Source organism: Haloechinothrix halophila YIM 93223, from assembly GCF_000504245.1.
Lineage (GTDB): Bacteria > Actinomycetota > Actinomycetes > Mycobacteriales > Pseudonocardiaceae > Haloechinothrix_A > Haloechinothrix_A halophila.
This window is the reverse complement of record NZ_KI632509.1, coordinates 5037498-5061991: the sequence shown is the minus strand read 5'-3', so window position 1 is coordinate 5061991 and position 24494 is coordinate 5037498. Positions and strand designations below refer to the sequence as shown.

Below are 24494 nucleotides of genomic sequence, written 5' to 3'. Positions count from 1 at the left end.
GCGACACGGGATTGAATAGGTCATGTGATTAAGTCATTTGATTCAGTTTGTGCCAACTTCCATGCCTCGTCAAGGGGTGACACGAGCGCTCGCCGCCAAGGGCTCGTCAGCGCGACTGTTGACAATCGGCGACCTGGTAGCCAACATCTTCGTCAGGCGATCGAGTCATATGACTAACTATGGTCGCGAGATTCGACTAGGTCGGAAGGGCCGAAGGATGACCGAGATCATGACGTTCCCCGAGGTGCCCGCGAGGTCCCCGGATGCGCCCGCGAGTGAGGGTTCTACCTTTCCCGTCACGATCGAGGGCGATGCGACTCCGCTCGTCCGGCTGATCGGACGCACCTTGCGTGACTCAGCGCGCGTCGGCCACGCAGACGAGGTGTTGGGCCAGTCCGTCGGCACCGTGGCGGTCCGCTCCCACGACACGCCGCAGGCCGCCACGGTCGTCCTCGATGGCGAGACGGTCGAGGTGACCAGTGGAGTCCTGGTCGAGCCAGACGCGACGGTCGTCGTCGATCTGCACGCACGTTTCGCGTCGGCGCAGGAGCCCACCGGTGATGCTGCCTTGGCCGCGGGCACCTTGCGCGCGTTGCGGCCGCCGCTACCCCACTGGCGCGAGGCCGCCCAGCAGTTCTGGGAAGTGACACGCGGAATCCCGGGCATCCCCGAAGTCTTGACCGTCGACGCCATTGGCCCCGATGGCTCGGAGCGGGGTCAGTTCGGCGACGGGGCGACCGAGTACCTGATGGCGGGACCTCCCGACCTTCTCGCCGGTGTCTTCAGCGGGGCGGACGACTTCCTCGCCTCCTTGGCGGCCGGTGTGCAGATCAAGGGCACGTTGTCACAGATGTCGGTCATGACGGCCGCTTCCTGGAAGGTTCGTTTTGATGTTTGACCTCACTCAGTCCACTCAGGACGCTGCTCCTTCGAGTTCCCCGCGCGCCATCCGCCTCGAAGCGACGAACCACGAAGGCAGCCTCCTGGGCAAGAACGTGTCGCCGGCGAAGTTCGCCGCCGGCAAGGAGGCCGGCTTCGCCTTCGCCGACATCCTCTTCGCGATCGACCTTGGCAACGAGATCGTCCTCGGTGATGCCTTCCCGGACTGGCGCGGCAACCTCTACGACATCCAGATGATCCCGGACATGTCCACGCTCGTGGAGTGGAAGCCGGGCCTGGACTCCGTCATCGGCGACTACTGGCTCAAGGACGGCACGCCCGTGCCGATCTGTCCGCGGAACCTGGTGCGGAAGATGGTGGCACGACTGGAGTCCCTCGGGTACGCCGCGACGGTTGCCGTGGAGATCGAGGCCACCCTGTTCGAGGAGTCCGTTCAGGAAGCGCGCAAGGTCGGCTATCGGGACCTGACGCCACTGGGCGGCAGCACGGGAGCGACGTATCACCTGGCGAGGTCCAGCGACTGGGTCGACTACATGGATGCCGTGGTTGACCGGCTCGACCGCGTCGGGATCACGTGGGAGGCATGGACCGACGAGGCCGCCGCCGGGCAGACCGAGCTGAACCTGGCGCCGACCGACCCGGTCAGGCTGTGTGACAACTGGGCGCGGACCCGTCAGGTCATGCGCGAGGTCGCGTTCGAGCGGGGCCACACCGTCTCGTTCATGGCCAAGCCGACCGCGGGCTTCGGCCAGGGCGCCCACATCAACCTCTCGCTCCAGAGCGACGGGGTGAACCAGTTCTTCGCCGAGGACGGTCCGTCCGAGCTCATGCGGCACGCGGTCGGTGGACTGCTGGCCACGATGGCTGGCGCCACGTCGATCGTGTTCCCACAGATCACGTCATACCGGCGCCTTGTGGACCTCACCGGGCCGCCGACCACCGTGAGCTGGGGCGTCAACAACAAGACCGCCGCGGTGCGCGCCGTCTGCGGACACCCCAAGTACTCGCGTCTCGAGTACCGACTTCCCGGAGCAGACGTCAACCCGTACCTCGCGATCGCGGGCGTGCTGGCCGGGGTGCTGGCCGGCATCGAGCGGCAGATCGGGCCGCCGGAGCAGGTCACGGATATGGCGTGGTGCCTGCCCGACAGCGTCGGAGTGACCCGGATCCCGGACACGATGTCCAAGGCGGGTGCGGCCCTGGACGCCGATCCTCTCCTGCGCGAGTACCTCGGTGACGAGTTCGTGGATTTCTGGGTCGCGTCACGACGATGGGAGTGGATGGAGTTCCACACCAAAGGTGGCGATCCGTTCGCCGAGCTCTCCCAGTGGGAGTCGACACGCTACTTCGAGTTCCCGTGAGTGCGGGGGAGGAGGCTGTGGTGATGCGGCCGTTGATCGGCATCACGGGACGGCGATACCGGCTCAGTGTGATCGAGGGAGCCGACGAGAGGTATGGCGACCGCTGCCTGGACAGCTACATGTCGGACTTCGCGACGCGGATCGCCGAGGCCGGTGGGCTTCCGGTGTACCTGTCGTACGACAGCGACGCGACGGACATGTGTCAGTGGCTGTCCGCGGTCGTGATCACCGGTGGACAGGACGTCCACCCAGCGTGCTGGGGCGGCGACACGAGCGTGGTCCGCGACATCGACCCCCGGATGGACCCGATGGCGCACGACCTGGCGCGGGACGAGTACGAGATCGCGCTCGTCCGCGCCGCGCTGGACCACGGGATCCCGGTGCTTGGCGTCTGCCGGGGCATGCAGGTGCTCAACGTCGCTCTCGGCGGCACGCTCATCGCCCACCTCGAGCCGGGATCCGTGAGCCACCTGTCGACTGAGGCCGCGCCAACCGACGGCACTACCGATCACCTCGTGACGTTCGAGAAGGGATCGCTCGCCGCCGACCTGTTCGGCGAGCACGCGACGACCAACTCCTGGCACCACCAGGCGGTCGACCGCTGCGGCGCCGGACTGGTCGTGACCGGGCGGACGAGTGACGGCGTGGCCGAGTCGGTCGAGCTCCCTGGCGCTCCGGTGCTCGGAGTCCAGTGGCACCCGGAGTGGATGAAGAGCACTGACCCGACGTTGACGTGGGTCGTCCAGGCCGCGAAGAAGCTGCTGGCCGACGGCCATGGCGGAGAGATGCGGAGGAGCGTGCGATGACTGCGAATGTGGCACGCGAGCAAGCCGGTCGCGCCTGCTCGGGTGCGGGGCCGGTCGTGACGCCCGACCGGGCGGGCGACGACCCCGCCATCCCGACGCTGCCCGAGCTGCTGTCGCGGCGGGCGCAGGACTCTGGCGAACGGGAGTTCCTCCGTTTCGGCGAGCGGTCATGGACCTTCGCCGAGATCGACGCCTGGACATCCCGGCTGGCACACCGGCTGATCGAGGTCGACGGCGTCCAGCCGGGCGACCGTGTCGCGATCATGCTCCCGAACGTCGTGCACTGGCCGGTGGTGTGGCTCGCCGCGCAGAAGGCAGGCGCGGTCGCCGTCCCGGTCAACTGCTCCTACCAGCGGGCGGACCTCGACTTCGTCCTCAGGGACTCGGGGGCACGGGTCGTGTTCACCGACGCCGAGCGCACCGGGCTCGTCGCCGACGTCCTCGGGGCGGCGGGCGAGCTCACTGACGTGCGGGTAGTCGACATCGCGGACGACGGGTCAGGAGCCTTCCCTGACACAGCCCCTAGTGTGTCGATCAACGCGGGCAGCCTGGCGAACCTGCAGTACACCTCTGGGACCACCGGCTTCCCGAAGGCCTGCATGCTGACGCAGGACTACTGGGTGCGGCTGGGCTGGAACTGTGCCGCAGCCACGGGGCTCGGGGCCGAGGACGTGCTACTGACGGCGCAGCCGTTCTCCTACATGGATCCACAGTGGAACACCGCGCTCGCTCTCACGCTCGGCGCCCCGCTGGTCGTGCTGCCTCGATTCTCCGCGTCCACCTTCATGGCCGACGTACGCAGGCATCGCGCGACCTTCGTCTACGTCTTGGGCTCGATGCCGACGCTGCTGTTCAAACAGCCGCCTGCCCCCGACGACCGCGACAACGACCTCCGCATGGTGTTCTGCTCCGGCATCCCGGTCGGTCTGCACGCGCAGCTGGAGGAGCGCTGGGGCGCGCCGTGGCGCGAGGTCTACGGGATGACCGAGTCCGGAATCGACCTGTTCAGTCCGTTCGGCGACACCGACGCCGTTGGTAGCGGGAGCCTGGGGCACCCGGTGCCGACCAAGCAGGTTCGTGTCGTCGATCCCGACGGCTCCGAGGTGGCCGACGGTGAGTCGGGCGAGCTCGTCGTCGCGGGCAGGCCGATGATGAACGGGTACTGGAACCGGCCGGATGACACGGCACGGGTGCTGCGCAGTGGCTGGCTGCACACCGGTGACGTCGTGGTTCGCCATCCCGACCACGGCATCCGGCTGATCGGGCGGATCAAGGACATGGTGCGACGCGGTGGCGAGAACGTCGCGAGCGTCGAGGTCGAGGCAGCTCTGGAACGAGACGACTTGGTGATCTCGGCCGCCGTCGTCGCCGAACCCGACGACATCCTCGGCGAGGAGGTCAAGGCCTTCGTCCAGCTCGCACCGGGGGTCGAGGCCGAGCGCGCCACCGCCGAGCAGATCATCGAGCGGGCAGGCAAGGAGCTCGCCCGCTTCAAGGTGCCACGCTACGTCGAGTTCGTCGCCGATTTCCCGCGCACCCCGTCCGAACGCGTCAACAAGCCTGCCCTCAAGGCGCGCGCAGCAGACGATCCGGGCGTCACCCACGACCTCGCTGCCCGAAGGACCTAGACATGTCGCATCGCACTTCCGAAGCCGGGTGCCTCGACGTCGACGTCGTTCGGGACGTCGCGGTGCTGACGCTTCGCCGTCCCGAGAAGCTGAACGCCCTGGACGTCGCCACCCGACACCGGTTGGCGGCCGTCATCCGCGAACTCGGCACCGGCGAGCGCGCGCGGGGGATCGTGCTGACCGGTGAGGGGCGAGCGTTTTCGGCGGGGGAGGACCTCCAGAGTGCTCCGGCCACGGACGCTGAGTTCCGTGAGGCGTTCGAGAGCTTTCACGACATCACCCGGGCCATCCTGGCGACCCAGGTCCCCGTCATCGCGGCGGTCAATGGAATCGCGGTCGGGGGAGCCTCGGAGATCACCCTGTGCTGCGACGCTCGCATCGGAACCCGAGCGACGGAGTACTACCAGCCGGAAAACGGCAGGGGCATCACGATCTCGAACGCGTCCAGCGTGCTGCTGCGGCGCGTCGTCGGGAATCACGCGATGCGCATGGTCCTCGGATCCCCGCGCATTGGGGCCGACGAGGCCCTGCGGATCGGGCTCCTCGACGAGATCGTCGAGCCCGACGCCCTGATCGAGCGTGCGATCGAGACCGTCATCGAGTGGACGCCCGAGGGAAACACGGCAGCCCTCCACCTCGCGCTTCTGCGCCCGCAGGCCGAGGACATCGAAGCGGCCTTCGCCCGCGAGGACCTCGCTGCCAACAAGGCGTGGGAGAGCGGAGTCCTCACAGCGGGGGTCAAGGGCTTCTGGTCCGCCCGGGGCACTGGCGCGTAACCCTCGCACTGGACTCGCCATCACTTGCAACAGACCAACGAGAGAAGACAGATCGACATGATCGACACCAAGGCCGTGGTACTGACCGCGTTCAACAAGCCGCTCGAGCTGACCGCCATCCGGGTGGACGACCCGGAGCCACACGAGGTGCGGGTCGCGGTCACGAACGTGGGGCTGTGCCACAGCGACCTGCACTACATGACCGGAGCGGTGCCGACCGACCTGCCTGCCGTGCTCGGGCACGAGGTGGCGGGCTTGGTCGAGGCAGTCGGCTCGCAGGTCGAGGGGCTGCGCCCGGGCGACCGCGTGGTCGGCGCGCTGACGCCGTCCTGCGGCCGCTGCACCAACTGCGAAGCAGGACACTCGACCCAGTGCCAGCGCCTTGCGGAGATTCGGCGCCGCCCACGTCCGGCGTTCCAGACCACCGACGGCCAGCCGATCGAGCGGCTCGGTGCCATCGGCGCCTTCTCCCAGCATGTGCTCATGCGCGAGAACGCGCTGGTGAAGCTTCCTGCCGACGTGCCGTCGCACGTCGGATGCCTTCTGGCTTGCTGCGTCATCACCGGCGTCGGCGCCGTCTTCCGCGGTGCTCAGGTGCGTCCGGGCAGCACGGTCGCGGTCATCGGCTGCGGCGGTGTCGGCTCCGCGATCATCCAGGGCGCCAGGCTCGCCGGTGCCTCGGCCATCGTCGCCGTCGACCTGGACGACGATCGGCTGAAGGCCGCTCGCGGCTATGGCGCCACCCACGTCATCAACGGCGGGGACGGCGACACGGTCGCGGAACTCCACCGCCAGTTGGGTGAGGGGGTCGACTACTGCTTCGAAGCGGTTGGTTCGGCTCGTACTGCGGCGACGGCCGTGGCCCTCCTGCGCCCGACGGGCACCGCGTGCCTCGTCGGGATCGCACCTGGTGGCACCGAGGTCAGCGTCCCGGCCCTGGACTTCTTCTTCCAGGAGAAGCGACTCATCGGCTCTTACATGGGCTCGGGCCAGGCCCGTCAGGACGTCACCCAGCTCGCGCGCCTCTACCAACAGGGGCGACTGCTGCTCGACGAGATGGTTACGCGTGTCATCGGATTCGGTGAGATCAACGAGGGCTTCGAGGCGATGAAGTCTGGTGACGTGACCCGCATCGTCGTCGACCTCCAGTCGGCGACCAACGAATGAATGCGGAGGTGAGCTCCATGGCGAGCAAGGAGATCACGATGCCCCAACCGGTGAACTACATCGCCGACGAGTGGAGCGAATGCGAGGCGGTCCATGGCGCGTGGAACGTCGACCCCAACACGCGCGAGCCCGTCCACCGCCTGGTCACCACCGCACCCGACGATCTCGAGCGCGCGCTGCGGCACGCGGAGCGCGTGTACGACATCGGCCGCTGGGACGAGGACGCTCGGCGAGAGCGCGCCGACATGCTCGAGCGCGCCGCCGAGATCATCGAGACCCGTGCCGAGGACATCGCACGGACGGACTCGCTGACCAGTGGCACGCCCATCAGCGTCACGCGCAAGGTCGCGGCGTTCCTGCCCGCGAGGATCCGGGCGTCGGCGTCGGACCTCAGGACCGTTCCACGCGTCACCGCGCTGGCGGCCGACGGCCGCGACGTCCGCCTCTACAAGGTGCCGTGGGGGCCCGCGGCGATCCTCACGCCGTGGAACGGTCCGAGCTTCATCCCCGCTGCCAAGATCGCCAGCGCGATAGCGGCGGGCTGTCCCGTCATCCTCAAGCCATCGGAGCACGCGCCCAGCAGCGCGCAGATCATCGTCGAATGCTTCGTCCAGGCGGGCCTGCCGAGCGGTGCGCTGCAGCTGGTGCACGGTACCGGCGACGTCGGCGCCACGCTGACCGCCGACTCGCGCATCAAGATCGTCTCGTTCACCGGCGGACCCGGCGCGGGCCGCGCCATCGCACGGGCCGCAGCGGAGGATTTCAAGGTCCTGCAGCTGGAGCTCGGCGGCAACAATCCGGCGCTCGTGCTGGACGATGCTGACCTCGACGTCGCCGCGGACGGCATCCTCGACGGCACGACCAAGCTCAACGGCCAGTGGTGTGAGGGGCCGGGCAAGATCCTCGCTCATCGCAGTTTGGTCGACCCGCTTCTCGAGGCGTTGACCGAGCGGATCGCCAAGCTCGTCGTCGGTCACTCGCTGGACGAGGATGTGGAGATCGGCCCGATCTCCAATGCGCCGCACTTCCAGACATTGCAGCGCAGGATCGAGGAGTTGCGCGAGCTCGGGTCGACCATCCGCCAGCCAGCCCAGCTGCCCGAGCTCGACGGTTTCTTCCTGTCGCCGACTGTCGCCGCGGGCGCCGACCCCGCTGCGGCCACCGCCGAGCTGTTCGGTCCGGTCGTCTCGCTGCACGCCGTGGACTCCGACGACGAGGCGCTGCGCGTCGCGAATGCCAATCCCTCGGGCCTCGACGCCTACGTGTTCGGCGCCGACACCGATCGGGCGATCGACGTCGGCTCCCGCATCCTGTCCGGCGAGGTGCGCGTCAACGGCGCCAAGCTCGCCGACCTCGGAGACGACTCGGCGCAGAGCTTCTGGGGTCCGGCAGGCATCGGCGGCCACGGACCGGCCGAGTCGGTGCGCGTCTTCTGTGGCGACCGGGTCGTCGGTGTCGACTCGCCCGACCTGCCGTTGTGAGGACGCCACACTGTAGCCCCGGGGTCGTGAGTGGTAATCACGGTTAGAACCGTTGGAAACACTCACGACCCCGGGGCTCCCGCAGCACCGATTACACCCCGGCCGGGGTAGATCCGACCCGAGCCGCGAGCCAGCTGTCGAGTACTGAGACGACGGTTTCCATCTGCTCCGTCGCGGCGGACCGATCCCCATAGGTCAACCAGTTCATGGCGAAACCATCGGCCAAGGTGGCGATGACATAGGCGATCTGATCGATGGTTTCCGGCTCGACCGGGTGCTCTGCGGAGGTGCCGCGAAGCGCGGCGCGCACCGACTCGAGGGCTTGGTCGTACACCGCGATGCCGCGGTCTCCGTGCTGCCGCCGTGCCCAGCTGATGAGTTCCAGCGTCGTGGCGGCGAAGCTGGGTGACTCAAGGTAGGCCTCCATGGCACCGCGTAGGAGTTGCCGTGCTGTGTCCGCCAGGGTGGAGTGCGGATCGCTGTCTTGGATGACATCGCGGTATCTGCCCGCCACGAACTCGTAGACATCGGCGAAGAGGTCGTCCTTGGAGTCGTAGCAGTAGTGCAGCATCGCGAGGTTCGCCTGAGCTTGGTCGGCGATCCGCCGGGTTGTCGCTCCATCGATGCCGTAGGCCGCGATGACTTCGATGGCGGCGTTGACGAAGTCGCTACGCCGCTGTGCGGCGGAGATCCGTGGCACGAAATCCTCCCGGTGCAGGTCATCCACGTAGTTGGACGATTGATTAAGTCAAGACTCAGCCTAGCACTGGGATCCGTGGTTAGTGGTCGATATGAGGGCGGCGGAATTCTTAGTCAAACATCTTAGTCATACATCTTGAACGTATGACCAACTATGGGTTAGCGTATGAGCCGGATCACGAAGCCGGCTCGGCGCCACTCCAGCGTGGGTCGAGGTCGGTTGGCAGATCGGAGAGGACGCCGCCTTCAGCACGAAGGCATGACCCGAAGGAATCAATGACATGAAGGACCTGCTCTTCATGCTGGCCGATCTCTGGATGATGTTCGCCGGCTTCTACTTCGGATGGCTGTTCATCCGACGCTACGACAACTACCTGCTCGGTCTGGAATGGATGGTCGTCGCCACGTCGGGCACGAACTTCCTCGTCTGGGCGCTCGTCAGCGGGGACCAGGGCAACTTCCTGTACGACGTCGCGTACTTCTTCGACGCGTTCTCGCGATCCATCGGCATCACCCTCATTCTCGTCCTGGGCCTGATGCGTGTGACGCACCGCTACAAGCCGAGCGTCACCGTCGACGTCAGTGTGTTCGCACTGGCCATCGGCGCCGGTCTGTACCTTCAGCAGTTCCGCGGCCACGAGCTCCACGTCGGTCCGGCCACGTTCTACGTCGTGGTCAACGTGCTCACGACGCTTTTCCTGGCCTACTTCTCGTGGCGGCTCTGGAAGATCGGGGCCAAGGGTCTCGCCGTCGCTGCCGGGCTGGCGACCACGGCCGCCTCGGTCATCGCGATCACCTACGACTTCTTCCCGATCCCGGGCGACGACGAGCACAGAACGCTCTTCTACATCGCCGCGCTGACCACCTGGGGCGTCCAGATGTGCGTCTACTACGTCGCCTACCGCGCTCTGCACAACCACAACGTGGCGATCGGGGCGGAACCGGCTTCGAACGAGCCCAGCGTTGTCCGGGCCTGAGCAGCGAACGACTGACCAGAGCGCCTCGTGAGGAGCAATCAGATGAAGACCGACAACGTCGAGTACACCACCTTCAGCGGCTGGGTCGATCCGCCTGCGGACGTCCTGCCGGCGCTGTCCGGCGACCTCGCCTGCGATGTCGCGGTCATCGGCGGCGGCATCAACGGCATGTCGACGGCGCTACGGCTGGCCGAGCGCGGTCAGGACGTGGTGCTGCTGGAGGCCGAGTTCTGCGGACATGGCTCAAGCTCGCGCAACGCCGGGCAGTTGGCGGGTGCCCCTGGCGGTGACCTCCAGCTACTCAACCTGCTCTACCGGAAGAAGATGCCCGGCATGATCCGGCTCGCCGAGCACGCCGCGCACCACGTCGAGGACTTCATCACGAAGCACGACATCGACTGCGACTACGAACCGACCGGCAACGCCTTCGCGGCGGTGTCGCGGGGACAGATGGGCCGGGTACGCCGGGTGGCCAAGATCATTGAACGCGCCGGCGGCCACGTGGAGCTGGGTACGAGCGAGGAGCTCGGGATTCCGCACGGGTTCCTCGGCGGGATGCGCGAGGTTATCGGCGGAATGATGAACCCCGGCAAGTTCACCCTGGGTATGCGCGGAGCACTACTCGATTCGTCTGCGCGAGTCTTCGAGCAGACGAAGGTCACCGACGTGACACGCGACGGCGAGCAGGTCGTTCTGGCCACTCCGCAGGGTCGGGTGCGGGCCAACAAGGTGGTGCTGGCGACGAACGCCTTCGCCGGCGAGTGGGACATCACTCCGAAGCACCTCTCCGTGCCCATCTGGATCATCGAGGTGGAGACCGAGCCGATCGACCCTGACCGTCTGGCGGCGCTGGGGTGGACCAGTCGCATGGGACTCGTTACCCAGCACGCCATCATGGAGAACTACCGCCTGACGTCGCGCAACACCATCGTGTTCGGCGTCCGGCGGCTCGAGCGCGGCATGAGCTATCCACTTCCCCAGAAGACACCCGACCCCGCGCTCGTCGAAGAACTCGCGGAGGCCTTCGCGACGCGATTCCCAGCGCTGGCGGATGTCGCTGTGGAGCGTGCCTGGGGAGGGTGGATCGCGATCACGTCGTCATGGCTTCCGCTCGCCGGGCAGATCGACGCCAACATTTTCTACTCGATCGCGTGCAACGGTCACGGTCTCGCGCAGGCGCCGTACGTCGGAACCCTCATCGCCGACCTGATCGTCGATGGTGAGCGCCACGAGGACCTGGAGACCTTGTGGATGGACAAGCCCACGTTTCCTCGTCCGATGATGATGGGCCGGTTGGGGCTTCGAACCATCTGGGCCGTCGACCGTTTCAACGATCTGGTCAACGGAAGCCGGCGCAACGCCCGACGAGGCGCGTCGAAGGCCACGCAATCGACGACCGCATAGTACGGGGAAGTCGGTCCTTCTAAAGTCGATGATCGGCTTGCTGCGTCCGCACTCGGGAAAGTGCGTAGTGAACGGCACCGACATCGTGCAGTGCTCCGAGCGACCCAGGCTTGGTTCGTCATCCCGGTGACCATCGTGCCGACCGCGCTGGTGTCCATTCCGTACGGCGCCACTATCGCGCTCGCCGTCCTTGCGCACGTGCCGCGGCTCGGCGTCCCTCGCCAGTTCGGCCAGGGTGTGCTCGTAGTCGGCTATCTCGTCGACAGGTACGTCAGCGGGAATGTCGTTGACGGTCTAGAGGCTTCGGAGGCGTGCGGAGCCGGATCGACGGTGGGCGACCTCCAGGGCGACCGCCGTCCCGGCTGTCGCGCGAGGTGGGCACGAGCCAGCAGTTGACAGCGCCTCGCTGTGGTCTTAATCTCAAACTCGATTCGACTTCGAGTATTGCCAGATGATCGGCCGCGATATCGATCGCACCGCATACGTACGTCGTCGCCAAGTGAACGGAGTAGGTCCATGACCAGCGGTTGTGACGTTGCAGCGGTCAGCGATGGACCCGAGGGAGGTGTCGCATGACTACTGACGACGTCACCATCGCCCGCTCACACAACCCTTTCCCGGATTCCGGCGTGACGAGCGACGCCACCGGCATCCGGCGCTACACCAATCTGCCCGCGACGCTGCTCGACATGCTGCGCGCCCAGGTCGATACGCGGCCTGACGCGGAGGCGATTGTCGAGCTCGGCGGGTATCGGCTCACCTATGCGCAACTGTGGGAGCGAGCATCGCGCGTGGCAGGCGGGTTACGCACCAGCGGTGTCGAGCGTGGGGACCGGGTTGCCGTGCGCTACCCGGCGGGCACGAACTGGGTGCTCGCCTTCTGGGGCACGATCATGGCCGGGGGCATCGCGGTGGCGGTCAATACGCGGTCCGCGCAACCGGAAGTGGAGTTCGTGCTCAGCGATGCCGGTGTGACGGTCGATCTGGCGGCGGACACTCCGCTGCCAGACGGCGACCCATACGTGGCGGAAGGCCTCGACGCCACCGACGTGGCCGCGTTGTTCTACACGTCGGGCACGACCGGACGCCCCAAGGGCGTGCCCACAACGAACCAAGCGTTTGTCACCAACGCCGAGAACATGGTTCGCTGCTCTGGAATTCCGCGCGATGCCGGGCAGGACTTGCGCACGTTGATCTCGGTGCCGCTGTTCCATGTCACGGCCTGCAACTCGCAACTGTTGGTCGCCGCGTACGTCGGTGGGACATCGGTGATCATGCCGGAGCTCGACCTGCCGACGCTGATCGAAACGCTGCCAGCGGAACGGATTTCCTTCCTGGTGACCGTGCCCGCGGTGTATTCCTTGCTGCTTCGGCACCCGGGTTTCGCCGAGGCAGACGTGTCCGGAGTGCGCACGGTGGCATACGGCGGTGCCCCGATCGCGCCGTCGCTCGTGCGGTCGTTGCAGGAGGCGTTCCCGAAGGCGACGGTGCTGAACGGTTACGGCATGACCGAGACGGCGTCGTTGATCACCGTGCTTCCGGACCAGGACGCGGTCGAGCACGCGGATTCCGTTGGATACGCGGTGCTCTCGGTCGACCTCGCCCTCGCTCCGATCGGGGATGACCCGAACGTCGGCGAGTTGCTCGTCCGTGGTGCCAACGTGACCACCGGGTACTGGCACCGGCCGGACGCCACGTCGGAATCCATTGTGGATGGCTGGCTGCATACCGGCGACATCGTCCGGGTCGACGACGCCGGACGCGTCCACATCATCGACCGAGCCAAGGACATCATCAATCGTGGTGGCGAGAACATCTCGAGCGTCGAGGTCGAGGCGGTGTTGCTGTCCGCTCCCGGGGTCGCTGATGCCGCGGTCCTCGCCGTGCCCGACGACGTGATGGGGGAGAAGGTCGGCGCCGTCCTCGTGCCCGACCAGACAGAGCTCGACGTCGATGCGGTGATCGTCCACTGCCGAGACCATCTCGCCGACTTCAAGGTCCCGCAGTACGCGACGGTCGTCACCGAAGCATTGCCGCGCAACCCCGGCGGCAAACTCCTCAAAAACCAGTTGCGCCACCACGTGCGGTGGGGCGCGCCACTGCGCTAGGAGCAGGCCAATGGCCGAATTCCTCAGATTTTTCCTGCCGCTGGTAGCGCTGCTGCTGTCACCGGTGCTGATGCCGCTCGTCGGTTGGCTGGCGGGAACGCTCAAGGACGTGATTGTGGGCCAGCGACACGTGCGCAGGTCGCCGCCGGATGACACACGCGAGAAGGGCACGGCCGGTGGTCGAGACCGCGCACTGCCGGAAGTCGGCGGGTGACATGACGAGACAACGGAGGTCGACATGACTGACCCCAACGGCGGCTCATCGGATCACGACGTCGCGGTCCTCGGCTGTGGACCGATGGGTGCGGCGCTCGCGCGGGCGTTCGCGAGGAGCGGGTACTCGGTCGCGGCGTGGAACCGGACTCCCGAGCGGGCCGAAGCGCTCGCCGATGACGGGATCAGGCCCGTTGGGGCGGTCGATGACGCCGTGGCATCGGCGCCGTTGATCGTCGCCTGCTTGACGACGTACGAAGCGACGCTGTCCGCGCTCGATCCGATCGCGGACTGGCACGGAACCACGCTGATCAACCTCGCGACCGGCGCGCCGTACGAGGCCACCGTGATGGAGAGTTGGGCCGCGAAGCGAGGGGCCGAGTACCTCGACGGGTCCATCGTCTGCTATCCCCAGGACATCGGCACCCCCGGGGGCGCGATTCTCTACTCGGGGTCGTCGGCCGCGTGGGCCGAGCACGAGAAGACGCTCAGGAGTCTCGCTGGATCATCGGCGTACGTGTCCGAGCAGGTGACGGACGCGAGCGCGTTGAACGTCGGGGTCGTTGGGGGGTTTTACGTTTCGGCGCTCAGCGCCTACGTCGAGGCAGCGACGTATGTGCTCAGCCACGGTGTCGCCACCGAGGTGCTGGACGCGATCACCCAGGTAACGATCGACGGCCTTCGGAAGGGCAATGTGGACGCGGCCGCGGCGATCGTGAGCGACGGGCACGCGACAGACCAGGCGACTATCGACACGTATGCCGAAGCGGCAGGGGCCGCCCTGGCCGTCATGCGGCGATCGGGCCAGCGGGCCCGGCTCCTGGGAGCTGCCGTCGAGAACCTGGCGACAGCCAAGGCGGCTGGCCTGGGAACGCTCGGATTCACTGCCCAAGCCAAGGTCGCGACCGCCGAGCAGGCCGAGGCGGTGTGACATGGCTAGGGAGGTAGCCACCTACTCAGCGTCTGGTTGGGTAGATCCGCTCACTGATGTCACGTCGGCGCTCGAGGGCGAGCTCACCTGCGACATCGCTCGCGGCTTCCACACCCGGTTCCCGTCGCTGCGCGACGTCGCACTGGAGCGGGCGTGGGGAGGGTGGATCGCGATGACACCGCCGTGGTTGCCGGTCGCAGGAGAGGCCGCGAAGAACGTCTTCTACACCATCGGCTGCAACGGCCACGGCCTCGCCCAGGCGCCGTACCTCGGCACGTTGCTCGGTGACCGGCTCGCTGGCGATGAGCTCCACGAGGACCTCCGCGCCGTGTGGCGACAGCGGCCGCGATTCGCTCCCGCACCGATCTTCAGCGCTCCGGCGTTGCGCGCCATGTGGGCGGTCGACCGGATGTCGGATCGCCTGCACCGCAGGGCGGAGTGAGGCCCGTACCGCGCCTCGGCGTCACAGCGTCGAGCTGACCAGCATCGACAAACTCAATATTGATTCGATATCTAGTAAGGAGTGACTCGTGAGCGATACTGGGAATCACAGCGCAGGCAAGGTGTCGCGGCGCGGAGTGCTTGTGGCCGGCGGGGCCGCTGCCGCCGTGGGACTCACCTCGGGACCGATGCCCGCCGCTGCTGCGGCGTCGCGTACCACTGCCGACGTGGTCGTCGTCGGTGCCGGGATTTCCGGCTTGACGGCGGCACGCCGCCTGGTCCAATCCGGAATTGGGTCAGTCCTGGTGCTTGAGGCGAGCGACCACGTCGGCGGCCGGGCGATCAATATGGACGTCGCCGACGGGGTGATCACCGAGGCAGGCGGACAGTACGTCGGGCCGGGTCAGGACCGGGTCCTCGCGTTGATCGACGAGCTCGGCCTGAAGACGTTCAAGACCTACATCGACGGCAACCACATCTACCTGCGCGACGGCAACCAGCAGACCTACACCTCGGGCACCATCCCGCCGCTCGGACCGGACGCGATCGTGGACTTCACCCAGATGCAGGAGAGGCTGGAGCAGATGGCCTCGACCGTCCCGGTCGACAAGCCGTGGACGGCCGACAACGCCCTCACCTGGGACGGCATGACCTTCGGGGGGTGGATCGACTCGAACTCGGTCAGCGCCGAGGCCAAGTGGTTGCTGACGCTGGGATTCACCACCATCTTCGGTGAGGACCTGCACGAGACGTCCTTCCTGCGGTCCTTGCAGATGATCCGGGCGTCCGGCGGGATCGAGCACATGTTCACCGTGACCGGCGGCGCACAGGAGTCGCGCATCGTCGGTGGCTCCGAGCTGATCTCGCGGCGGATGGCGGAGAACCTCGGACGGCGGGTCGTTCTCGACTCGCCGGTCACCGAGATCCGGCAGGAGGACGGCGGCGTCGTCGTGACCTCGGAGCGCGTCGAGGCACGATGCCAACGCGTGATCATCGCGATGACACCGGCGGACGCCGATCGCATCGCCTTCACACCGGAGCTTCCGATCCGACGCGGAGTTCTGCAGACCAAGTGGCGCAACGGCACCATGAGCAAGCTGTTCGCGGTCTACGACACGCCGTTCTGGCGTGACATGGGCTTCAGTGGGCAGGCGCTGACCGACATTCCGATCGCACCCTACGTCATCGACAACTCGCCGCCCGACGGCAGCCTCGGCATCCTGCTGACCTTCATCGGCACGGCAGGCGCGGGCGACGGTCTCAAGTGGAACGAAGCGATCCTCAGCGATCGCGACGCCCGCCGGGGCGCGTTCCTCAACGCGCTCACCACGTTGTTCGGGCAGCAGGCGGCGCACCCCATCGACTACCTCGAAAAGGACTGGGTCGACGAGCCCTGGATCAACGGGTGCATCGCCACGCGGGCACCCGGCGTCACCACCCGATACACGAACGCCGTCAGTGAGCCAGTGGGCCCGATCCACTGGGCGGGCACGGAAACGGGCGACATCAACGGCGGCTACATGGACGGCGCGGTCCGGGCCGCCGAGCGCGCCGCGCGGGAGGTTCGCGATGCGCTCTGACAACGGCAGCACCACCAACAAGAAATCGAGGAGAACCATGACCAAGCGAATCGTCTTCATTGGAGCCGCGGGCGAGATGTGCCGCGTGGCGATCGAGCGCTTCGCCAAGGCGGGCGGCGACTGGAAGCTTGAGCTGTGTGACATCCGACCAGAAACGCTCGAGTCACTGGCCAGGAGCCTGCCCGCCGGGCGGGCCACGACCCGGCGACTGGATCTGTTCGACCGCACGGATCTCCGCAAGGTGGTCGATGGCGCCGCGCTCGTCGTCCTGGGTGCTGGGCCCTACATCCGTACGTCCGAGCCGGTCATCGAGGCGTGCCTCGAAGCCAAGGCTCCCTACCTCGACTTCGACGACGACGTCGAGAGCACCGAGGCCGCGCTCGCCCTCCACGACCGCGCGCGGAAGGCTGGCGTGCCGATCCTGCTCGGCTGCGGCGCGTCTCCCGGCCTGACCAACGTGATGACCGCCGACGCCGCACGTGACCTCGACACCGTCGAGCGCATCGACGTCTGCTGGGTGACCGGGGACGAGCGGCCGCACCCGTACGGCCGCGCGGTGCTGGAGCACGCGGTGCACATCGCCGCGGGGCCCTGCGTGACCTGGGAACACGGGCAGCGGGTGATGCACGAGACGTTCGTCGAGACCGACGTTCTGCCGCTGGGCAACACGCTCGGCGACTTCCGCCTGTATGAGTCCGCCCATCCCGAAGCCGTGACCATGCCCCGCCGCTGGCCGGACGCGCAGCGGATCCGCGTCCTCGGATCGCTGGACCCGCAGCCGGTGAACGGCATCCTGCGTGGCATCGGCGTCGCGGTGCAGAAGGGCGCGATGACGATGGAAGAGGCCATCGACTTCCTCGACGACATCATGACCGACGGCCGCGGCAACGCGAAGGGCTGGCGCCACGCGCTGGCCGGTATCTGGGGCCAGGTGCGTCGCGGTGAGGTAGGACGCGGCGAGGTGCTGCGGTACCTCGCCGATGGCCTTCGCCGCAAGCACTACACCTACCGCGGGATCAACTACACCCGCCTGACCGGCACTCGCGACGGACAACGCGTGGTCTCCGTCCGCCGCCTGCCGGTCAGTGGCCCAGGCACCTTCGTGACCAGCATGGCCGCGATGACCGGTGCCGCCACCGCCGCGTTCATGATGCTCGCGCTCGACGGCCTAGGTGGCCTGGCGGGCGTGCTGGCGCCGGAGGACTGGGCCGACCCCGAGGCCTTCTACGCCAAGCTGGAGCTGACCGGGGCTCAGCCCCACGAGATTGTCGAGTCGGTCGTGACACCGAGTTCGGCCGTGTCGCGCCCGGCGCCGGTGGCAGCGACAGGCGCATGACCCAGGTGACCCCTGTGCACGCCGAAGCCGCCGCGGGCGGCTTCGGCGTGCGTCGTCGTCATCGGGGCCGGTATCTCCGGCCTGACGGCGGCGCGGGGCTTACGGGGCGTACGTCTCGAGGTAGGCGGTGACGAGGCGGCGTGCTTCGTCCATCGTGGACTCGTCGCCGGTGGGGGAGGCCTGGAAGGCGATGTCGAACAGTCGGCTGCCTGCCTCGAAGGCGAGCTGCAGGACGCGAAGCGGGGTGTCGGCCGCGAGGAGATTCCGGTCGATGAACAGGTGCCAGAGTCGCTCTGCCTTCGCCCTGTCGAACGTCTGCACCAGTTCGGCAAGTTCCTCATGGCGCCCCGCGAACCACAGCTCGGCACAGCTTGGGAACTCGCGGAAGTAGTCGAGCATCGGGTCGATAGTGGCGTCGACACCATCGCGAACTGTGTGCAGCGAGGGGTCGTCAAACGCAGCGTCGACGCGCTCGCCGAGTGCGCTGAGATGGCGTTGCATGAGTTTGGTCTCGACCTGATGCCGGTCGGCGAAGTAGTGGTAGACCGACGCGGTCGGGATACCAGCCCGTTCACCGACCGCCTTGAGAGTGGCGGCTTGGTATCCCTGCTCAGCGAGTAGTTCCTCAGCGGCGTTGAGGATGGCCTGCACCCGCTCTACACCGCGGCGCTGCAGGACCGCGCCCGGTCGTGCGGGCGCCTCCGCGGTCGACGTTTTCTCGAACATGATTCGAAATCGTATCAGCGTGTGGGGTCGACGAGAGGTTGACAGCAACGTGACTCGCACCATAAAGTCAAACTCGATTCGAGATTTAGTTAATCTATCGTTCGCTTCGTCGACGCAGGTTGCGGACTCACCGCGTGACACGGCGACAGCGTCGGAACGAGGACTCGGAGACTTCAGTGGCAACCCGTATGAGCAGGAGCCGGACGCAGGCCAAGCACGTCGATGTGTTGATCATCGGTGCCGGAATCTCGGGGATTGGTGCGGCTAGTCATCTCAAGGCGCGGCGCCCAGGTACGTCGTTCGCGATTCTTGAGGGGCGCAACGAGATCGGGGGTACGTGGAGTCTGTTCCAGTACCCCGGTATCCGGTCGGACTCGGACATGCCCACCTTCGGCTTCGGCTTCAAGCCGTGGACCCACCGCGAGGCGATCGCCGACGGGCACGTCATCAAGAACTACCTGCGGGAGACGATCACCGAGAACGGGTTGGACGACCACATCCGTCTCGGTCACCGCGTACTCAGCGCGGAGTTCTCCTCGGCAACTGGGCTGTGGACCGTCACCGCCAAGCGATCCGGCAGCCGTAAGAACGTCACGTTCACGGCGCGGTTCCTGTTCCTGGGGACCGGCTACTACGACTACGAGGCCGGGTACACGCCAGAGTTCAGCGGTGTCGAGGATTTCGACGGCCCGGTGATCCACCCGCAGCACTGGCCGGAGGAGCTGGACTACTCGGGCAAGCGCGTCGTGGTGATCGGCAGCGGCGCGACCGCGGTCACGCTGATCCCAGCGATGGCAGACGAGGCAGGCCACGTCACCATGCTGCAGCGCTCACCGAGCTATGTGCTGTCGCTGCCTGCCGAAGATCCGATCGCCAACGCGCTGAACACGGTGCTCGGCTACGAGCGCGCGCACCGGGTGATCCGGCGGAAGAACATCATGCTCACCCGAGGCCTCTTCAAGGCGTGTCGGCGCGCTCCGAAACTGATGGGCACGCTGCTGATCGCCGCGGTGCGCAGACAGTTGCCCCAGCACTTCGACGTCGACACCCATTTCACCCCGAACTACAAGCCGTGGGACCAGCGGCTGTGCATCGTTCCGAACGGCGATCTGTTCAAGGCCATCTCGGCCGGACGGGCCTCGGTCGTAACCGACCGGATCGAACGGTTCACCACGACGGGCATCCAGCTCGAGTCGGGCCAAGAACTGGCCGCCGACATCATCGTGACCGCGACGGGGCTCAACATAGCGCCGTTCGGCAAGATCCAGCTCAGCGTCGACGGGCAGGCCGTGAACGTCCCGGACAGGGCGCCGTACAAAGCGATGATGCTCGCCGGCGTGCCCAATCTGGTGTTCGCCCTCGGCTACACGAACCTCTCCTGGACGTTGAAGGTCGACCTGGTCTGCGAACACTTCTGCCGACTGCTCGACTACATGGACTCCCACGGCTACGACACCGTCCAACCGGTGCTCGACGCACCGCACATGGAGCGCGTGCCCTACATGGACTTAACCGCGGGTTACGTCCAACGAGGAATCGCCAACTTCCCGTGGGCAGGGACACGAGACCCGTGGACGGTTGAGCACGCGTACGAAAAGGACGTCGAGCGGCTCCGCGACGCACCCGTCGACGACAGCGCGCTCACCTTCACCACCATCCAGTCTCCCGCGCTGGCGTCCTGATCGGAGCGAAGGCATGACCAATCGGACCACCGAGATCACCTTCCCCAGCCACGGCGTCCGCTGCGCTGCCTGGCACCTCCCGGCCAAGAGCGAGGCGCTGGCCGGTGCCGCCGGACGACCGTGCGTGGTCATGGCGCACGGCTTCGGCGGCACCCGCGACGCCGGTCTGCTCGACTACGCCAAGGCCTTCGCCCACGCCGGTATCGACGTGTTCCTCTTCGACTACCGGGGCTTCGGCAGTTCCGAGGGCGCACCCCGTCAGGACGTCTCGGTTCGTCGTCAGCGGCAGGACTACCACGCGGCCATCGCGGCTGCCCGGCACCAGGCGGGCGTCGACCCCGACCGGATCGTGTTGTGGGGGACGTCGTACTCCGCCGGCCATGCTATCGCGGTCGCGGCACAGGACCGGCGCATCGCGGCGGTCGTCGCGATGACACCCGCGACGGACGGCCTCGCCACACTGGCGCATATCGCGCGCTCCGGCGGGGTTGGTCGGTTGCTGCGCGCGACCCGGCACGGGCTGCTCGACGTTGCTCGTGCCCTGACCGGGCAGGGGGCGCACCAGGTGCCGATCGTGGGTGTTCCTGGCTCGGCGGCGGTGATCCCCACCCCGGACGCCGAAAACATCTGTGCCGCGCTGGCCGGGCCTACCTGGCGCAACGAGGTGCATGCCCGCGCGGCGTTGAAGGTCGGGTTGAACCGGCCCACCACCTTCGCGGCCCGCGTGACCTGCCCGGTCCTGATGCAGGTCGGTGCCAACGACAGCGTCGCGCCTCCCGATGCGGCGCGCCGGACCGCCGAGAAGGCGGGACAGCGGGCGCGACTGATCGAGTATCCGGTCGACCACTTCGACGTCTACCACGGGCCGTGGCAGCAGAAGGTGCTGGCTGACCAGCTCGACTTCCTCCGCCACACCCTCGAGCCGTCGCGTTCACCCCGGCGTCCGGCGTCGGCGGATACCGCGCCCAGCACCTCGACCAGTCCTTCAACCAAGGGAGAAGCCATGAGCAGTAGTTACGACTACGTCATCGTCGGCGCGGGGTCGGCGGGTGCCGTCCTGGCGGCGCGGCTGTCGGAAGACCCCACCGTACAGGTGGCGCTGATCGAAGCGGGTGGCCCAGACACCGCGGAAGAGGTCCACGTCCCCGTCGCGTTCCCGCAGTTGTTCAAGAGCGACCTCGACTGGGACCTCGATTCCGACCCGGAGCCCGGGATCGGCGGTCGGCGGACCTACCTACCTCGGGGCAAGATGTTCGGCGGCTCCAGCTCGATGAACGCGATGATCTACATCCGGGGTAATCGCGCCGACTACGACGGCTGGGCAGCGGCAGGGGCCACCGGTTGGTCGTATACCGACGTGCTGCCGTATTTCCGGCGCTCCGAGGACAACCAGCGCGGCGAGGACGAGTTCCACGGTGTCGGCGGGCCTCTGACGGTCAGTGACGGACGGTCAGAGCACCCACTGGCGTCGGCCTTTGTGGACGCTGCCGAACAGGCGGGCCACAAGAGGAACGACGACTTCAACGGCGAGACGCAGTTCGGCGTCGGGCGGTACCAGCTGACGCAGCGCGGCGGCATGCGCTGCAGCACCTCCGTCGCCTACCTGCACCCTGCTCTCGAACGGCCGAACCTCACCGTGCTGTCGTCCGCTCGCGCGCAGCGCGTGGTCATCGAGGGTGGCCGAGCGACGGGTGTCGAGGTGGAGCGCGGCGGCGGGGTCGAGACCGTCCGCGCCGAACGTGAGGTGATCCTGTCCGCTGGCGCCTACGAGTCCCCGAAGCTGCTGATGCTGTCCGGGGTCGGGCCCGCCGCGTCGCTGTCCGCCTTCGGTATCGACGTCGTCCGCGACCTGCCGGTCGGCGAGGGCCTGCAGGACCACTACATGACGCTGCTGAACTTCCGTACCGATGTCGAGTCGCTGATGACCGCGGCGAGTCCGGACAACGCCGTGCTACTGCAGAGCGAGGGGCGCGGCCCGCTGACGTCCAACATCGGTGAGGCGGGCGGCTTTTTCCGCAGCCGGGATGGCTTGGACGCCCCGGACGTGCAGTTCCATGCCGCTGCCGTGTTGTTCCACCAGGAGGGCCTTGGTGCGCCCACCGAGCACGGCTTCGCCTTCGGTCCGTGCGTGGTGGCCCCGACCAGTCGCGGCGCGGTGACGTTGCGTTCGCCGCGCCCGGACGCCGCGCCCCGGATCGTGCACAACTACCTGATGACTGCCGAGGACCGTGACTGCATCGTCGCCGGAATCCGGATCGCGCGGGAGATCGCTGCGCAGTCCGCGGTGGCCGACGTCGTGACCGGACCGTTTGGTGACGCGCCCGCCTCGGACTCCGACGAGGACGTGCTTGCCTGGGCGCAACGAGCCGGGCAGACGTTGTATCACCCGACGTCGACGTGCGCGATCGGTTCGGTCGTTGACCCCGAGCTGCGTGTGTTCGACGTGCCGGGTCTGCGTGTCGTCGACGCCTCGGTGTTCCCGACGGTTCCGCGCGGGAACACGAACGCGCCCACGATCATGGCTGCGGAGAAGGCGGCCGACCTCATCAAGGGAGTCGCGTGATGACGACGTCGCTGCCGTCCACCGACCAGGTGGCCGTGATCGACGAAGCCGTCGAGGAGTTGGTCCGCGGTGAGACCGCCTGGGCTGCCTGTGGCCTGGCGAAGCGGCGCGAGCTGCTGGAGCAGGTGCACGCGGTCGCCGCTGAACACGCGGACGCATGGGCGCGTGCGGCCGTCGCGTACAAGCGAGTGCCAGAGCACAGCCCGCTCGTTGGCGAGGAGTGGATTACCGGACCGTATCCGGTGCTGACGTCGGCGGGCGCGCTCGCCGCGAGCATCAAGGCCCTCGAGGAAGGCAGTAGCCCCGTGGACGGCTTCACCGTTGGCCGTGCACCTGGCGGGCGCGTCTCGGTCAGTGTCCTGCCACACAGCGTGTGGGATCGATTGCTGCTGAGCGGGTTCAGCGCCGAGGTGTGGCTGCCGCCCGGGGTCACGGAGGAGACGGTGCGTGGCCGAGCGGGCCTTGGCCTGCGCAGTCCTGCCGACACACAGGGCGTGGGCGTGGTCCTCGGCGCGGGCAACATCACCTCGATTCCGATCCTGGACGTCCTGTATGAGCTGTACGCACACAACCGGGTCGTTGCCCTGAAACTCAACCCGGTCACCGACGGTCTCTGCGACGTCTTCAGCCGCGTGCTGGCCCCGCTCATCGAACTCGGCGCGGTCCGCATCCTGACCGGCGGTGCCGACGTCGGGACATACCTCGTGCATCACCCGAAGACCAGCCACGTCCACATGACCGGCAGCGCCGCGACCCACGACGCGATCGTCTTCGGTACCGGCACGGAAGGCGCTGCCCGCAAGAAGGCCGGGTCTCCGCTGCTGGATAAGCCGGTCACCAGCGAACTGGGCGGCGTGTCCCCGACGATCGTGGTTCCGGGCGAGTGGTCCGAGGCGGATCTACGGTTCCAGGCCAAGCACATCGCCACCCAGCGGCTGCACAACGGCGGCTACAACTGCGTGGCGAGCCAGGTTGTCGTGGTCAGCTCCGACTGGCCGCAGAAGGACCGGTTCCTGGCGCACCTGCGCGCGGCACTGTCCGATGCCCCTGCTCGTCCCGCCTACTATCCGGGCAGCGACGAGCGGGTGGCCCAGGCCGTCGAGTCGTACGCCGACGCGGAACACGTCTGCGACGGCCGGGTGTTGATCACGAACCTCGACCCCGATAAGCCAGGTCCTGCCCTGACGACCGAGTACTTCGCCCCTGTCCTCGCTGTGCTCGAACTGCCCGGCGACACCCGGCGGTTCCTCGATGCGGCGGTCGTCACCGCGAACGAGAAGTTCACCGGCACGCTTGGTGCGAATCTCATCGCGCACCCGCGCACCATCGCCAAGTTGGGCTCCGTGCTCGACGAGGCGATCGCCGAACTCCGCTATGGCACCGTCGCGGTGAACGCCTGGACCGGCGTCGGCTACCTGACCGCGACCGCCACCTGGGGCGCTTTCCCCGGCCACACCCTCGACGACGTGCAGAGCGGCATCGGCGTCGTGCACAACGCCGTGCTGCTGGACGGGCCGGAACGCACCGTCGTGCGAGGCCCGTTCCGACCGGCGCCCCGATCGGTTTTGCACGGGGAGATGTCCCTGTCGCCCAAGCCGCCGTGGTTCGTCACCAACCGTACCGCGGCCACCACGGGTCGTCTTCTCACCGACTTCGCCGCCAAGCCCCGCTGGTCCGCGTTGCCGAGGATCTTCGCGTCCGCGCTGCGCGGCTGA

Annotated in this window: 21 protein-coding genes and 2 pseudogenes; 21 read left to right on the top strand and 2 right to left on the bottom strand. The window is 67.4% G+C overall.

Annotated features, from left to right (window positions below; all coding sequences use genetic code 11):
- The first annotated feature begins 217 nt into the window (after positions 1-217).
- From AMYHA_RS23120 to AMYHA_RS23090, 7 genes are read left to right on the top strand one after another with little or no spacing between them, the layout of a single operon-like run.
- Complete coding sequence (locus AMYHA_RS23120) at positions 218-898, top strand: hypothetical protein (protein ID WP_084037455.1); 681 nt, start codon at positions 218-220, stop codon at positions 896-898.
- Positions 891-2261: a glutamine synthetase family protein gene (locus AMYHA_RS23115; protein WP_034274526.1), complete on the top strand. Its 1371-nt coding sequence runs from the start codon at positions 891-893 to the stop codon at positions 2259-2261. The genes AMYHA_RS23120 and AMYHA_RS23115 overlap by 8 nt, the downstream gene beginning before the upstream one ends.
- A 23-nt stretch (positions 2262-2284) precedes the next feature.
- On the top strand, positions 2285-3067 hold the full coding sequence (locus tag AMYHA_RS23110) for a gamma-glutamyl-gamma-aminobutyrate hydrolase family protein (RefSeq protein ID WP_157362606.1): 783 nt from the start codon (positions 2285-2287) through the stop codon (positions 3065-3067).
- On the top strand, positions 3064-4695 hold the full coding sequence (locus tag AMYHA_RS23105; protein WP_084037454.1) for a class I adenylate-forming enzyme family protein: 1632 nt from the start codon (positions 3064-3066) through the stop codon (positions 4693-4695). Before AMYHA_RS23110 ends, AMYHA_RS23105 begins: the two co-directional genes overlap by 4 nt.
- Before the next feature lie 2 nt (positions 4696-4697).
- Positions 4698-5471, top strand: a complete 774-nt coding sequence (locus AMYHA_RS28110; protein ID WP_034274520.1) for an enoyl-CoA hydratase/isomerase family protein — start codon at positions 4698-4700, stop codon at positions 5469-5471.
- Positions 5472-5528: 57 nt separating this feature from the next.
- Positions 5529-6638 carry a Zn-dependent alcohol dehydrogenase gene (locus tag AMYHA_RS23095; RefSeq protein WP_034274518.1) on the top strand — a complete coding sequence of 370 codons (1110 nt, stop codon included), beginning with the start codon at positions 5529-5531 and terminating at the stop codon, positions 6636-6638.
- Positions 6639-6655: 17 nt separating this feature from the next.
- The gene (locus tag AMYHA_RS23090) at positions 6656-8119 is read left to right on the top strand and encodes an aldehyde dehydrogenase family protein (protein WP_034274516.1); all 1464 of its coding nucleotides are present in this window, start codon (positions 6656-6658) and stop codon (positions 8117-8119) included.
- Between the two features lie 91 nt (positions 8120-8210).
- On the opposite strand, the gene AMYHA_RS23085 is transcribed toward AMYHA_RS23090, so the two are convergent.
- Positions 8211-8846, bottom strand: coding sequence for a TetR/AcrR family transcriptional regulator (locus AMYHA_RS23085; protein ID WP_231104870.1), 636 nt, complete (start codon positions 8844-8846; stop codon positions 8211-8213).
- Positions 8847-9099: 253 nt separating this feature from the next.
- Between AMYHA_RS23085 and AMYHA_RS23080 the strand changes: the two genes are divergently transcribed.
- The 10 genes and pseudogenes from AMYHA_RS23080 (at position 9100) to AMYHA_RS23040 (ending at position 17808) form a co-directional block, all read left to right on the top strand.
- Positions 9100-9795: a hypothetical protein gene (locus tag AMYHA_RS23080; protein ID WP_034274513.1), complete on the top strand. Its 696-nt coding sequence runs from the start codon at positions 9100-9102 to the stop codon at positions 9793-9795.
- A 42-nt stretch (positions 9796-9837) separates the two neighbouring features.
- Entirely contained in the window at positions 9838-11199 is a 1362-nt protein-coding gene (locus tag AMYHA_RS23075) for an NAD(P)/FAD-dependent oxidoreductase (RefSeq protein WP_034274511.1), read from the top strand.
- A pseudogene (locus AMYHA_RS28465) lies at positions 11192-11302 on the top strand (ABC transporter ATP-binding protein); the annotation flags it as partial. The gene AMYHA_RS23075 and the pseudogene AMYHA_RS28465, both read left to right, overlap by 8 nt.
- The gene (locus AMYHA_RS27675) at positions 11290-11595 is read left to right on the top strand and encodes a hypothetical protein (protein WP_034274509.1); all 306 of its coding nucleotides are present in this window, start codon (positions 11290-11292) and stop codon (positions 11593-11595) included. The pseudogene AMYHA_RS28465 and the gene AMYHA_RS27675, both read left to right, overlap by 13 nt.
- Before the next feature lie 176 nt (positions 11596-11771).
- Positions 11772-13307: a class I adenylate-forming enzyme family protein gene (locus AMYHA_RS23065; protein WP_034274506.1), complete on the top strand. Its 1536-nt coding sequence runs from the start codon at positions 11772-11774 to the stop codon at positions 13305-13307.
- Positions 13308-13317: 10 nt separating this feature from the next.
- Positions 13318-13521, top strand: a complete 204-nt coding sequence (locus AMYHA_RS23060; protein ID WP_034274504.1) for a hypothetical protein — start codon at positions 13318-13320, stop codon at positions 13519-13521.
- A 24-nt stretch (positions 13522-13545) separates the two neighbouring features.
- On the top strand, positions 13546-14451 hold the full coding sequence (locus tag AMYHA_RS28105; protein WP_034274502.1) for an NAD(P)-binding domain-containing protein: 906 nt from the start codon (positions 13546-13548) through the stop codon (positions 14449-14451).
- A gap of 1 nt (position 14452) precedes the next feature.
- Positions 14453-14893: an FAD-dependent oxidoreductase gene (locus AMYHA_RS27245; protein ID WP_051400228.1), complete on the top strand. Its 441-nt coding sequence runs from the start codon at positions 14453-14455 to the stop codon at positions 14891-14893.
- 88 nt (positions 14894-14981) lie between these two features.
- Complete coding sequence (locus tag AMYHA_RS23045; protein WP_196776951.1) at positions 14982-16472, top strand: flavin monoamine oxidase family protein; 1491 nt, start codon at positions 14982-14984, stop codon at positions 16470-16472.
- 37 nt (positions 16473-16509) lie between these two features.
- Complete coding sequence (locus AMYHA_RS23040) at positions 16510-17808, top strand: saccharopine dehydrogenase family protein (RefSeq protein WP_034278528.1); 1299 nt, start codon at positions 16510-16512, stop codon at positions 17806-17808.
- Between the two features lie 99 nt (positions 17809-17907).
- On the opposite strand, the gene AMYHA_RS23035 is transcribed toward AMYHA_RS23040, so the two are convergent.
- The gene (locus tag AMYHA_RS23035) at positions 17908-18534 is read right to left on the bottom strand and encodes a TetR/AcrR family transcriptional regulator (protein ID WP_034274498.1); all 627 of its coding nucleotides are present in this window, start codon (positions 18532-18534) and stop codon (positions 17908-17910) included.
- A gap of 188 nt (positions 18535-18722) precedes the next feature.
- Between AMYHA_RS23035 and AMYHA_RS23030 the strand changes: the two genes are divergently transcribed.
- The 4 genes and pseudogenes from AMYHA_RS23030 to AMYHA_RS23020 all read left to right on the top strand — a co-directional run bounded on the left by AMYHA_RS23030 (position 18723) and on the right by AMYHA_RS23020 (position 24494).
- Positions 18723-20216: a flavin-containing monooxygenase gene (locus AMYHA_RS23030; RefSeq protein WP_034274495.1), complete on the top strand. Its 1494-nt coding sequence runs from the start codon at positions 18723-18725 to the stop codon at positions 20214-20216.
- Between the two features lie 13 nt (positions 20217-20229).
- Positions 20230-21051: pseudogene (locus AMYHA_RS28500) on the top strand (alpha/beta hydrolase); the annotation flags it as partial.
- A 168-nt stretch (positions 21052-21219) separates the two neighbouring features.
- Positions 21220-22779, top strand: coding sequence for a GMC family oxidoreductase N-terminal domain-containing protein (locus AMYHA_RS28495; protein WP_034278526.1), 1560 nt, complete (start codon positions 21220-21222; stop codon positions 22777-22779).
- Positions 22779-24494, top strand: coding sequence for an aldehyde dehydrogenase family protein (locus AMYHA_RS23020; protein WP_034274492.1), 1716 nt, complete (start codon positions 22779-22781; stop codon positions 24492-24494). Before AMYHA_RS28495 ends, AMYHA_RS23020 begins: the two co-directional genes overlap by 1 nt.